The sequence below is a fragment of the Corynebacterium sp. HMSC074C04 genome, from assembly GCF_001838295.1.
Lineage (GTDB): Bacteria > Actinomycetota > Actinomycetes > Mycobacteriales > Mycobacteriaceae > Corynebacterium > Corynebacterium amycolatum.
The window spans coordinates 1,177,540-1,189,846 of record NZ_KV836272.1 but is presented as its reverse complement, the minus strand read 5'-3'; the positions used below and the strand labels follow the sequence as shown (position 1 = coordinate 1,189,846).

10 protein-coding genes and 2 pseudogenes are annotated in these 12,307 nt (G+C 56.5%); 6 read left to right on the top strand and 6 right to left on the bottom strand.

Annotated elements, in window-relative coordinates; all coding sequences use genetic code 11:
• Nucleotides 1-4 precede the first annotated feature (4 nt).
• The 6 genes from HMPREF3011_RS09675 to HMPREF3011_RS09650 form a co-directional block, all read right to left on the bottom strand.
• Complete coding sequence (locus HMPREF3011_RS09675) at nt 5-295, bottom strand: monovalent cation/H+ antiporter complex subunit F (RefSeq protein WP_005511667.1); 291 nt, start codon at nt 293-295, stop codon at nt 5-7.
• On the bottom strand, nt 292-774 hold the full coding sequence (locus HMPREF3011_RS09670; protein WP_016421915.1) for a Na+/H+ antiporter subunit E: 483 nt from the start codon (nt 772-774) through the stop codon (nt 292-294). The genes HMPREF3011_RS09675 and HMPREF3011_RS09670 overlap by 4 nt, the downstream gene beginning before the upstream one ends.
• Nucleotides 774-2,327, bottom strand: coding sequence for a monovalent cation/H+ antiporter subunit D family protein (locus tag HMPREF3011_RS09665; RefSeq protein WP_168162079.1), 1,554 nt, complete (start codon nt 2,325-2,327; stop codon nt 774-776). Before HMPREF3011_RS09665 ends, HMPREF3011_RS09670 begins: the two co-directional genes overlap by 1 nt.
• Before the next feature lie 11 nt (nt 2,328-2,338).
• Nucleotides 2,339-2,821 (bottom strand): sodium:proton antiporter, encoded by a 483-nt coding sequence (locus HMPREF3011_RS09660; protein ID WP_070546318.1) that lies wholly within the window; start codon nt 2,819-2,821, stop codon nt 2,339-2,341.
• The gene (locus HMPREF3011_RS09655; RefSeq protein ID WP_070546380.1) at nt 2,818-5,724 is read right to left on the bottom strand and encodes a DUF4040 family protein; all 2,907 of its coding nucleotides are present in this window, start codon (nt 5,722-5,724) and stop codon (nt 2,818-2,820) included. The genes HMPREF3011_RS09660 and HMPREF3011_RS09655 overlap by 4 nt, the downstream gene beginning before the upstream one ends.
• Nucleotides 5,725-6,312: 588 nt before the next feature.
• Nucleotides 6,313-6,819, bottom strand: a complete 507-nt coding sequence (locus tag HMPREF3011_RS09650) for an SLATT domain-containing protein (protein ID WP_141764758.1) — start codon at nt 6,817-6,819, stop codon at nt 6,313-6,315.
• Between the two features lie 678 nt (nt 6,820-7,497).
• Here HMPREF3011_RS09650 and HMPREF3011_RS09640 point away from each other — a divergent pair.
• The 6 genes and pseudogenes from HMPREF3011_RS09640 to HMPREF3011_RS09615 all read left to right on the top strand — a co-directional run bounded on the left by HMPREF3011_RS09640 (nt 7,498) and on the right by HMPREF3011_RS09615 (nt 12,304).
• Nucleotides 7,498-8,328 carry a class I SAM-dependent methyltransferase gene (locus tag HMPREF3011_RS09640; RefSeq protein ID WP_070546323.1) on the top strand — a complete coding sequence of 277 codons (831 nt, stop codon included), beginning with the start codon at nt 7,498-7,500 and terminating at the stop codon, nt 8,326-8,328.
• Nucleotides 8,329-8,330: 2 nt separating this feature from the next.
• Nucleotides 8,331-8,684 carry a cupin domain-containing protein gene (locus tag HMPREF3011_RS09635; protein WP_049181708.1) on the top strand — a complete coding sequence of 118 codons (354 nt, stop codon included), beginning with the start codon at nt 8,331-8,333 and terminating at the stop codon, nt 8,682-8,684.
• A gap of 105 nt (nt 8,685-8,789) precedes the next feature.
• Nucleotides 8,790-9,299, top strand: a pseudogene (locus tag HMPREF3011_RS09630) (ATP-binding protein); the annotation flags it as partial.
• 182 nt (nt 9,300-9,481) lie between these two features.
• A pseudogene (locus tag HMPREF3011_RS09625) lies at nt 9,482-10,116 on the top strand (MptD family putative ECF transporter S component).
• Nucleotides 10,113-10,838, top strand: a complete 726-nt coding sequence (locus HMPREF3011_RS11580; protein WP_049181703.1) for an energy-coupling factor transporter transmembrane component T family protein — start codon at nt 10,113-10,115, stop codon at nt 10,836-10,838. The pseudogene HMPREF3011_RS09625 and the gene HMPREF3011_RS11580 overlap by 4 nt, the downstream one beginning before the upstream one ends.
• Nucleotides 10,835-12,304, top strand: a complete 1,470-nt coding sequence (locus tag HMPREF3011_RS09615) for an ABC transporter ATP-binding protein (protein WP_049181699.1) — start codon at nt 10,835-10,837, stop codon at nt 12,302-12,304. The genes HMPREF3011_RS11580 and HMPREF3011_RS09615 overlap by 4 nt, the downstream gene beginning before the upstream one ends.
• The last annotated feature ends 3 nt before the right edge of the window (nt 12,305-12,307 follow it).

The window sequence follows — 12,307 nt, the reverse complement described above, 5'->3', positions numbered from 1 at the left end:
GGTCTTAGCGGCGGCCACGGGAAATAACTCGGGCCAGGCCCACGGTCGACAAAATGCCAAGCAAGCCCGCCAGCATTGCAATATCGAAAGTAATGGCTGTAGTCCGCAGCATGGCAGTTGTGAGGAACACTCCCACCATGGGGTAGAAGGCGGCGTCGGAAAGCACTGCGCGTGAGACATTGCCCTTGACCCGGAAGATCAGCACCACGCCCACAAGCAGCGCCACTGAACACAGAGCAATGCCAATGCCGCTAATTACCTGTACTGCGGTGGGATCGATCAATGTGTCATTCATGAGCGTGCTCCTTTGTCTTCGCCATTGGAGGCAATGCCATCCGGCAGTGGCAGACCATGGTCGACCTCAGCGGCAACACCGACGACGGCATCCGGGTCAATGAACTGGTCTGCGTTGTATTCCTCGAAGACAAATGCCTTCGGGCGGGGGACATCGCGGAGGCGGGGGACGAGGTGCTCCTCCATGTCGTAGAGGGAGTCGTACAGCGCGTCCAGGTCGGCACCGAAGATCGCGTGGATGATAAACAACCGTCCCGCATCGGTTTCACGGACGCCGCAGACCAGCGTGCCCGGGGTCATGGTGATGGACTCGGCAAAGAGAGTGACCTCAAGGTCAGACTTCACACGCAGCGGCAGTCCAATGAGCACCGGCTGCTGCTTCTGGTTCGGGCGCAGAGTATCGAGCACCACGTCCGTCGCAGCTACAACAACCTGCCAGACCAGCCAGAGGGAATAGCGGATAACGTGTAGAAACTTCATCAGTAAATACCTCCGATGGCGTTTTCAACTCCGCCGAGTGTGGCCTCGCGGTAGCCATCAATATTCAGCAGCGCATCGGCCGCGCCGGTGGTCGCCCAAGTGACGGCGCCGACCGCGACGAACATGGCCACGGAAACAATTGCCAGCATGGCGGACGGCGCAACCAGCGTTCCCGGAACACGAACCGAATCATCCACGCCCTGCATGGGTCGGCCCCAGAAGACCGCGCGCCACAGGCGAATCATGGCCAGCAGCGAGCCCAGTGAGGCAACGATGATTGCGGTGATCGCAACAATCGAGCGAGCATCGCCAGTGGCGGCAGAGGCAAAGACAATGCCCACCTTGCCCCACACGCCGGAAAACGGTGGGAAGCCCACAATGGAGAAGCTCATTGCCGCCATCACCCAGGCAACCGCTTGGTCGCGGCGAGCAAGCCCCGAAAGCCTAGAGAGCGTACCCGTACCGTAGGTCTCTTCCACCGCGCCGGAGCCCAGAATGAGGGCGCCGACAGTCACCATGTGGTGGATTGCGTAGAAAATACCCGCAGCCAGGGCAGCCTTGGCGCTGCCCCCGTCGTTAGCGTCCGTGAACGCCAACACGATCAGAATGAACGGCATACCCGTGACCATCTGGTAGGCCAGCACCTCACGCATGGTGTTCTCCGCGAGACCAGCAAACGCGCCGACCAGCATCGAGATCGCCATGATGATAATGATCGGCCAGTGCCAGGAGGGATTCATGCCCACAATCACGACGTAAATGCGGAAGAGCATGTACACCGCAACCTTCGTGTGCACCGCAGAGAACAGTGCCATCACCGCAGGGCTTGTCGACGGGTACGTCCTCGGCAGCCATGTGTGCGCCGGAACCAAACCAGCCTTCACACACAGCGCAATGATGACAATGCCCAGCGCGACCACACCCGTGCCGCCGGGGCCGCCCTCGCTGGCCATGTCGGCCAGCATTGCGATGTTCACATTGCCCGCCGAGCCGTAAATCAGCGCGACACCAATCAGCAGCACCGTGGAGGTCAAGAGGTTGACCAGCACGAAGTTACGGCCAGCAGCCAGGCGGTGCCAGGTACCGGTTACCGCGATCAGGCCATAGGACGGCAGCAGCATGACCTCCATGAACACGAAGAAGTTGAACAAATCGGCAGTCAGGAAAGCACCCGACATACCGGACAACATCATCAGCGTCAGGGAGGGGAAGAACCGCGAAGTGTTTTCGCCCGCGACGTGGGCGAACCAGTTACCGATGGCAACCACAGCCGCGGCCACACCCAGCATCAGCATGGAGAACGTGTCCGCCAAGAAAGGAATCGAGATACCACCGGGGAACGCGCCCACACCGTGGCCGACCGGGCCGTTGTCAGCGACGTAGAACATCACCCAAAACGCAGCCAGCGACGACAGTGCCGGAACGGCGATGCCCATCGTCGCGCGCATCCACAGCTTCGGCAGAATGGCTGCGACCGCCGACAGAATCAGCGGCAGTGCCGCAAACAGCGGCAGTAGCGAAGACAGAGTTGAAGGGGACATTGCAGAGGTCATTGCAGAGGCTTCTACCATTTCTCGTCACCGCCGAATGTGGTCTCGCGCGGGAACTTATTCGGAGCCGAAGAGACCCCTGGGGTGCCGGTGACCGTGGAATCCGAGTCCGACGGAATGTGCTTACCCGCACGACGACCAGCCGTCGACAGCTGTCGCATAGCCTCGCGGTCCTCATGGATACGAGTGTCGTCATCGCGGCCCAAACCAGACAGAGCCAGCATGAACGCGGTGACGGCCATGGTAATCACGATGGCCGTCAGCACGAATGCCTGCGGCAGCGGGTCAGCCATCTGCTCGGCAGCGCCAGCGCCCGCAGTGGTCTCGTTGCCCAGCAGCGGTTCGCCGCGCCAGGCGCCGACACCCGTGGACAAAATAATCAGGTTGGCGGCATGGGAAATCAGAGTCATACCGATGATGGTGCGCAGCATGCCGCGCTGTAGCACCAGGTACGTGCCACCGCCTGCGAGGACGGCAGCCATGATGGCGATAATCACTTCTTGGCCTCCTCAACGGTGGCATGAGCTGGGGCGGGGGCTGGAGCGCTCTCCGCTTCTGAGGCGAACACGCCCATCTCCGGCGGCACCCGCAAGCTTGAGCGGTCTGAGTAGAGATCCTGCATCACATCGTCCGACCCGGTCACACCAGGACGGTTCGGGCCGCCCAGGAGATTCAGCGCGGTTGCCACAATGCCGATGACGGCCAGGTACACGCCGACGTCGAAAAGCAATGCCGTGGTGAGGTGCTGACCCAGGAACTCGCCGTACAGCGGTGCCAAGAACGACCCCTTGGCGAAACCGATGAAGCCCGTGCCGATAGCCGTGATGACACCCGCAGCGCTGAGCACTGCCGGGATCTTCTCGCCAAAGACCAGCTCGTCGCGGTCCTTGGACAGGTAAATCAGCATGACGGCAGCGGCGCCAATCAGCGCCGCGTTGAAGCCGCCGCCCGGAGCGGTACCGCCGCGGTAGAGAACCACAGCGGACAGGGCGAACAGAAGCGGAGCCAACCAGCGGACCAGCCAACGCATCATGATGGAGTTCAGAGCGGGCTCCGCAAGCGGGGAAGGCTGATCGAGCAGGTGCGGGAAGCGAGGCATAGACGTGACAACCGCCGCCATCGCGACACCCGCCATACCGAGAACCGCCAGCTCACCCATGGTATCGAAAGCACGGAACTCAACCAGGATCACGTTGACAATGTTGGTCTCGCCCGTGACCTTCTCAGTGTTATCGATGTACCACTGCGCGACCTCAGGCATCTGACGACGGCCAGTGAGGAACCACACCGCGCCGAACGTAGCCAAGCCCACGGCAACTGCCACAACCGCCGCCGAGGCACGGCGGTTCTTCGAGGTCTCAGAGAACGCACGCGGCTGGAAGCGCAGCACCAGCATCATCAGCACGACAGTCAGGATTTCCACCATGAACTGCGTCAATGCCACATCCGGTGCGCCCAGCAGGAGAATCTGCAGCGTGACACCAACACCGGTGACGCCGAGCAGCACAGCCGCCTGCAAACGGTTCTTCGCCCGAAGCGTGGCCCACACGCCAATCACGACAACAACCAGCGGAATCAGATCGGTCAGGTGATCGATGCCGTCGATCTTCGGCAGCACCGGAGCGCCCCCGACACCCGGAGCGATTGCAATAACCAGGGCGTACACCGCGAGCAAACCAAGCAGCGGCAACAGGTGACGCGATGGCTGATGCGAACGCGCCACCTTGCCCATCGCGCGCCCCACACGCTGCGAGACGCTCAGCGACGCGTTGATTGCCTCCACACCAGTGAACGGGAAGAGCTTGCGGTCTGCCATGACGGCGCCTACGCGGGCACGAGTGAAGATGAAGCCCACGCCGACAGCCAGCACAACCACAGAGATGATCAGCGGCACATTCACGCCGTGCCACAGGCTCAAGTGCGATTCCTGAGTCGTGCCAGCCGGAAGCTGACCGACCGTATCGGCCACGCGGTCCAGCGGGCGGTTCAAAATAGCGCCGGCAGCGAAGGCGGCTGGAAGGCTAAGCACGCCAGGGATGGCAGCCGGGAGCCACAGCGAAATTGGAGCCTCAGTGATGTGGTCCACGTTGCGCGGACCATCCACAAATGCACCGAACACCAAACGTGCCGAGTACGCGAAAGTACCAATCGCACCAATCGCCGCCACCGTCAGCAGAATGACGACACCGGTGTTGCTGAGCGGCGCACCTTCGAATGCGGTCAGCATGCCTTCCTTCGACATGAAGCCGAAGAACGGCGGAATTGCCGCCATCGATGCCGCACCGAAAATCATCGAGCCAAAGCTCCACGGCATCTGCTTCCACAGCGGACCGAGGCGACGAATATCGCGCGTGCCTGCCTGGTGATCAACCACACCAGCCATCATGAACAGCGAAGACTTAAACATCGCGTGCGCAATGGTGTGCACAACCGCAGCCATAATCGCGAACTTCGTGCCCACACCAATCGTGGCGACAATCCAACCCAACTGCGAGACCGTCGAGTACGCAATCAGCTTCTTCAGGTCAGTCTGCTGCAGCGCAAAGTAGGCCGTGGCAACAGCCGTCCACATACCCATGACGATCAGCAGCAACTGCCACACGCGCACGTCCGCGAAGACCGTGGAAAAACGCATCAGCAGGTAAACGCCTGCCTTGACGACGGCCGCAGCGTGCAAGAAAGCCGAGACGGGAGTTGCCGCCGCCATGGCCTCTGGAAGCCAGGCGTGGAAGGGGAACTGAGCTGCCTTCGTGAAAGCGCCCAGGGCCACCAGCGCGGCAATGAGGCTGCGCGCTGCCGGGTTGGCCTCCCACTCAGGCGAAGCCAAAACCTCGGTGAGATTCGTGGAACCGGTTAGCCACACCGCACCGCCGAGGGCGGCCAGAAGCAGCAGGCCACCGGTGAAGGTCAGCAGGAGTGTGCGCAACGAGCCCAGCTCGCCCGACGAGCCCGACCTCGCAATGAGCAGGAACGACGCCATCGAGACCAGTTCCCACCCGATGAAGAGGAGCATGATGTCGTCGGCAAGCACGAGGAGCAAAACCGCCAGCATGAACGCCGTCATCAGGACGTAGAAGCTCATCGCGGATTTCTTCGGCGGCAAATACGCGGTGGAGTAGATGAAGACTATCGAGCCCACCAACAGCGCCAAGAAGCTGAACACCATGGAGAGGGGATCGAGCTTCAGCGCAAACGCCGCGTTCAGTTCCGGGGACCAGACGCGGGACCAGGTGAAGGTGGTGCCGTCGAGAATATCGCCCGTTACACGCGAAAGCTGGACCACCGACGCGAGAAAAAACGCGACGATGGGCCAGCCTGCGTGACGACCAAGAAGCTTCACAAACAGCGGGGTCAGCGCCAGGGCAACCGCGACCAACAGCGAAACCGAAAGGAGGGTCAGGCTGTTGGCGGAAGTTTGGGCTGCTTGGGTGGCTTGAACTGCTTGAGCTGCTTGAGCTGCGAGCGTTGTTGCGTGCTCTGCGGAGCTGCTTGCTTGGGGGGTAATCGTTGCCGGGGCAGAAAGAACGGAATCTAAAGAATTCAATGTTGCCGATACGCCGCCGGACGCAAACTCAGAAGCCAATGTCTGGTCTGGTGGTGCGGTCGCCGACGGCGGACTGGCTGTAAAGGAGCTGGCTGATGCCAGAGCTGTTGCCAGGTGCGTCACTTGGGGGCTACTTTCACATTGCTGTTAAAAAGGTTCGTACTTCTACAGACTAACAGCCACGAAAATGCTCCACGCGGGGTGAAAGGGGCATTTGGGGGAGCGGGGAAAGGCTGTGCGGATGCAGTTTTCCTGGATCCAGTAGTGAATAAATAAATGAACGGGTGATGGGCGGCGGCGGTGGGCTGCTTCAAGTTAGTGACTGCGGTTATGGCAAAAATAGCCCTACCGGGTGCTGATTGTAGCTTGCGTTGTCAAGTTCGGGTTGAGGGGCTATTTCTGAAGTGCCTCCGGCAAAAGCTTGTTGAGTTCTTCTCTGGTGAATTACTTCAGTCCGTCCTCTTTTAAGGGTTTTTGGGCGGTACTGAAACTCTTATCATCGGTACGTTCCACATTGCAGTAGGCCTCAGCGGTCTCTGCTATCAGCACGTCACGACGCTTCCGGGCTTCGGCGATGTCGAGCTCTGGGAAATCTACCAGAAGGGACAAGTACTTTCGTATAAGGAGCCACAGTTGATCACCGGCTTTGCGGTGTCGTGCTGCCTTGGCTCCGATCTCGAGCCGGAAGCTGTACGAGTTGAGAACCAGCAGGAAGAAGGTGATAACCGCAGTGATGGAGGCTATCCAAATCTGCAGGGTAAAGAACACTCCTACCAGTCCAGCGGCTGAAAGCGCGGACAGCACAATCTGGGCCACTTTGATACGGTGTTCGGTCCGGGTGAGTCGTGTGCGTTGCTCTTCTTGTGCAGCGTGAGAGTAGACTACGCTCCCATATCCATTCTCAATTTGTGAGTAGAGCACTTCGCGTTCATGCTGCTGGGAATTTGTCAACGTAAATCAACCTCCACATCTGCGCTGGTTCTGGGTCGTCGCTATAAACGGCACGACGGCTGATGTCTGCGTAGAGCTCCGACTAGAAGTGTGTAGAAATAGTGATTTTGTGTCACGCCAGGTAACACATTCCACGCTTCGCGAATTTCCTGTTCTGTTTTCTATATGGTTTCCGACAACTCATAGATGTTGCGAGTGAGAACAGCGAATAGGGGGTTATTTCCAACGTGGTACGGGTACTTTACGGTCGCAGGATTATTCAGACGGTTTTTACGTTCTGCATTGACAGCACTGGCAGCGTCCAAGTTGGTCTTATGAAACAAGACACGCAGCGGCTTGTAGGTTCCCATCATCTTATTCCTAACGTTTTATCGACCATGTTTCGAAGTTGCAAAAGAACAAGATCTTTAGCAAATAGCACACATTCAACTAAGCCCTATTTACAAAACTTCCATTTTTGCAAATATGCCCAGATTTTGGGGCCCCAGAAAAACCGAGGTGAAGATTTTTGTGGGCGGCGTTGGAGATCGCTCGCATATGGCGACTCGCTCCCTCGTTATGTTTGTAATACGTCTTTCCAATGGTGAGGGCGCTGAGTGAGTCTGCGCAATCCTCTCTAACAACACAACACGACCCTTAGGTTAGACTTGCCTAAGTGGCTCTGGTAATGTTGGTATTATGGGCACAAATAAAAATGAACCCTGCCTTCCGCAAAATGACCGGTCAACTCATGTTGCGGCAGGCCATTGGGTGCTTGCACGGGCTGGCAAGCGAGTTTTACGCCCGGGCGGATTGAAACTAACGAATCGATTGTTGGTTGCGGCCGATCTATCTGGCAAGAAAGTGTTGGAATTCGCTCCGGGATTGGGACGTACGGCCATGCTCATGCTTGAGCAAGGAATCGCCTCCTACACGGGCGTGGATCAAGATCCAGATGCCGTCGCACGAGTGCAGGCCGTTGTTGGGCCGAGGGGCACAGTTGTAAATGCCAATGCGCAAGACACCGGCCTTGAGTCCGAATCAGTTCAGGTTGTGGTTGGTGAAGCGATGCTGACCATGCAAGGCGATAAAGGCAAGCGAGGGATCATCGCCGAAGCGTTCCGACTGCTTAAACCAGGCGGTTGCTATGCGATCCACGAACTTGGACTCACCCCTGACAGCATAGACGCGGCGCTTGCGGACCAGTTGCGACAGCGCCTAGCCCGCACGATTAGGGTTAATGCTCGCCCTCTTACTTGCAGTGAATGGTGCGGATTGTTAGAGCAGGCGGGTTTTTGTATCGAGTGGGTGGGGTATGAGCCGATGGCTTTGCTATCCCCACGTCGTAATCTAGCCGATGAAGGCATAGTCGGAGTTGCGCGAATTATGCGTAACGTTGCGCGTGATAAGGAGTTGCGTCGCCGTATATTGGATATGCGCGCAACGTTCAACGAATACCGCGACAGTTTAACCGGCATCGCTATCGTCGCGCGCAAACCCGCCGCTAACCTGGAAGCAAAGGAGAGCTGATTATGACTGAACTCAAACCATCATCAGCCGGCGCACTGGGGTTTATTGAAAACCTTGCGCAGCGCGTTGAGTATTGTCCGAACTCAACCACTTCTACAACGCTAATGCGCGCTGAAGGGGTGAACGTGGTGTTGTTCTCGTTCGACGAGGGAGAGGAACTATCCGAGCACACCGCCGCGATGCCAGTGATTGTTCAAGCCCTTGAAGGTGAAATCGAAATCAGCGGGGACGGTAAAACGGTGACGTTGCGTCCCGGTGGAATGGTGCATTTTCCTACGCGCCTACCACATGCGGTTAAAGCACTAACCAAAGCAAAAATGGTGCTTTACATGATGAGCCGACCACCGGCGAACTAAGTAATTGACGTCAATTCGCGCAGGAGCGGACCTGTTCTGCCCGCTCCTGCGCGTTGACTTTAAGCAGTATTCAAAAGGGTGTGGCCGACCAAGCTGCTTTAGTGCATGTTGCACACAATTGATGATGAAGTGATGCGGGCGAAAATGCGCAAACTCCGCGTATCTACATTTGCGGATATCTTCTACGAGATCGTCAGCGACGAAGCCTATGCCGACCCCTGCCAGAAGACATTTTCCTCGCAGCAGTCGACGAAGCCTATGCGCAACGCCAACAACGCAATATCGCCAAAGCAATCAGCCTAGCCAAGTTCCGCTACTCCAAACGCCAGCCTGGCTGAAATTACCAGGGCAGAAGAACGAGGTATCAACCTGCGGCAGTTGAAGAGAATCGCGGCAACGAACTGGCGGTAAAACCCAACCAACATTCATATCCTCGCCCCGACTGGGGCCGGCAAAACATATATTGCCTGTGCTCTTGGTGTTGCGGCCTGCCAAGCAGACTACTCGGTGGCCTACTACCGGCTAGATCAGCTCGTTGACATGTTGGCGGTCTTCTCACCGACTGACCAAACCTATCTCAATCTGATGCGCAAACTGATCAACATTGATGTCTTGACCTGGGCCGATCCTAAAAACCAGCCCGACCCATAGTTATTCTATGATCCCTAAAACCGCTTATCTGCATTCACCCCCATTAACGGTGAATCTTCAGATCAAAACTAGAAACAGTATATAAAAAGTATTATACATCTTAGGTGAGCCTTACCTTGCTTACTATTCAGGAATCGAGGTTTACTATGACCCAACAGTCCTCTACGTCCACACGGAGTACAAGCTCATCCAGTGGGTTGACGGCACGTTTAAACACCAGAGATCTCATCAACGCTGGCATCTTTGCTGCACTTTACTTTGTGATCACCTTTGTAAGCGGAATGATTGGATTCGCAGGACCACAATTCATGTTTATTGGATGGTTCATCGCGGCAATCGCAAACGGAATCGTGCTAGCGCTTTATGCCGCCCGCACGCCCAAAATGGGTGCTTTCACCCTCGTCGGTGGTATTAACGGACTAGCATTCATGCTCACCGGACACTACTTCTGGACCCTGCTGGGAAGCATAATTCTAGGGTTTATCGCGGATTTGATTATTACAAAAAGCCACCTCAGTATTGCCAAGTCCTTCCCTATTGCCTACGGCGTCTTCTGTGTCTGGATTTCTTTGCCTTTATCCCGCTAATTCTGGATACGGACTCCTACTACGTCGATATCGCAGACCAAATGGGGCAAGAATATGCCGATGCTATGTCGGATATCTTCCAGCCATGGACCATTGGAGTACTGGCCATTTGTGCGCTCATCGTCGGCTTTATCGGCGGAAAGGTCGGAGTTCGCGTCAGCCGCAAACACTTTGAAAGCGCTGGTCTCCTGTGAGCCTGCAAAAACAGGGCGTGCTTCGTCGATCTTCGATCGATCCACGGACCGTGCTGCTTTCTGTTCTAGTAATCAATGCGGTAGCTCTCAGCCACGGCCACCTACCGACACTGCTGATTTCTATCGCCTTCAGCTCCATCGCACTAGCTACAGTAAAGCCACACTATGGTCTTATTTGCCTGTGCGCTTTTGCATTATCCTATCTAGGGTATTGGGGCCTATTACAGCTTCCTGGCTCCACATTTTTCGCTTTTTCAGCGGCAATTTTTTCGTGGCTAAGCCGTTTTGTCATCAGCATGTCCATCGGCGCATTCGGCTTGCTCACTCTCACACCATCCACGTTGACCTCAGCACTGCGGGACCTGCGTTTACCAGGCTGGGTCACCATTCCACCGGCGGTATTCCTGCGCGTTTTGCCGATCATCGTGGCAGAAGCCAAAGCCATCCGCGATGCCATGGTCCTTCGGGGTCTCCAGCCTGGAGTAAAAAGCTGGATCACACAGCCCACACAATCGTCCGCGATGCTGGTCATCCCCTTATTAGGTGCCGTCGTCCGCGCTGGTGATGAGCTCGCTGCCTCTGCTCTTGTCCGGGGATTGGGAGGACCCGCACGCCCAACCACCACCGCCGATCTTTCCTTCAAGCTTGTCGATGCAACTGCACTAGCTGGGTTGGGCCTCGTTGTTGCCTCTGTCTGGCTTCCCACGGAGGTCCACTTATGAACGAACGCAGTATCGCAACCAGTGTAGACGCCCACAACGTTTCTTTTACATATCCATTGGGAGCTCGACCAGGCATTCAAGGCGTATCTGATGTGTCTTTTTCTGTCTCTCCAGGACAGTGTCTACTGATTACCGGTGATTCCGGATCGGGAAAGTCCACGGTACTCAAGTTGATCAACGGACTCATCCCCCATTTCAATCCAGGAGAGCTACTAGGCACCATCACTATTATAAAGGATGACCAGGCTTTTACCCCTGCGGAAGAACCGCTGTCCCGAGCCATCGAGTTCAGCGCCTCAGTATTCCAGAATCCAAGGACACAATTTTTCACTGAAAGCGTCAATGCAGAATTGGCCTTCGGGCTAGAAAACCTTGGTGTAGATCCCAAAGAAATTGAGTCGAGGATTCAATCAGCGGTCGAGCTACTAGGCATTAACGATCTTCGGGGCCGGCGATTCAAAGAATTATCCGGTGGACAGTTACAAACCGTGGCATGCGCATGCGCGCTTGTGTCCCCGGGCAGTCTCGTGCTTCTCGATGAACCCACGTCCAATCTCTCCATGGAAAGCATCGATATTCTTGCACGCGTGCTACACCGCTTGAAGGAATTAGGCACAACGATCATTATCGCTGATCACCGCCTCTTTTTCTTAAAAGATATCGCTGACCAAGTTATTTACTTGACTCAGGGAAAAATAACGCGGAGTTTCCACGCTCAGGAGTTTTATGCCTTAGACGAACCCGAACGCAAACAATTGGGGCTACGCAGCTTACACCACGTTCCCCTGCCCGCGAGCGTGCCGGTACCACCCACGCTCGAAAACGCCGATCCCCAGCGGAGCGGACTCGAGCTAAGCAACATCTGTTTTTCTTATGGCACACATGAGGTGTTAAACATTGACCACGCATTTTTCCCCAGCGGCGAAGTCACCGCCTTAATCGGGCCCAACGGCGCTGGAAAAACCACTCTCGCTAGGATCATTTGTGGTCTTGCTTCTCCCAAACGCGGCGGTAGTCTCCGTTTGAACAGCAAACGAGTAGGAGCGGCTGCCCGCAGACGTGCCGCGTACATGGTGATGCAAGATGTTGGCCGCCAATTATTCGCAGCCACCACCGAAGAAGAAGTCACGCTCGGACTGGCAAAGAAGAAGCGGGACCACATCGATGTCAATGAGATTCTCCATCGCCTCGATCTGGCAGGAATGGCTCAACGGCATCCGCAGTCTCTGTCCGGTGGGCAACGGCAACGCTTAGCCATAGCTTCAGCCCAAGCCGAGCAAGCAGCGATCTACATCTTCGATGAACCTACCTCTGGCGTGGGCTGGCGCCAACTGCAATCCATCTCTGCGCTACTTCGATCTCTTGCAGCAAGCGGAGCAGTGGTCATCGTCATCACCCATGACCACGAATTCATCCAAGAATCAGTCACCAGAATCATCGATATGACTGACATCAACAAGAATTGAGAA

What these genes read in the sequence shown, in the direction of transcription:
- HMPREF3011_RS09665 (WP_168162079.1), bottom strand. Translation starts at nt 2,327, where the DNA reads ATGACCTCTGCAATGTCCCCTTCAACTCTGTCTTCGCTACTGCCGCTG.
- HMPREF3011_RS09635 (WP_049181708.1), top strand. Translation starts at nt 8,331, where the DNA reads ATGACTGAACTCAAACCATCATCAGCCGGCGCACTGGGGTTTATTGAA.
- HMPREF3011_RS09670 (WP_016421915.1), bottom strand. Translation starts at nt 774, where the DNA reads ATGAAGTTTCTACACGTTATCCGCTATTCCCTCTGGCTGGTCTGGCAG.
- HMPREF3011_RS09615 (WP_049181699.1), top strand. Translation starts at nt 10,835, where the DNA reads ATGAACGAACGCAGTATCGCAACCAGTGTAGACGCCCACAACGTTTCT.
- HMPREF3011_RS09675 (WP_005511667.1), bottom strand. Translation starts at nt 295, where the DNA reads ATGAATGACACATTGATCGATCCCACCGCAGTACAGGTAATTAGCGGC.
- HMPREF3011_RS09640 (WP_070546323.1), top strand. Translation starts at nt 7,498, where the DNA reads ATGGGCACAAATAAAAATGAACCCTGCCTTCCGCAAAATGACCGGTCA.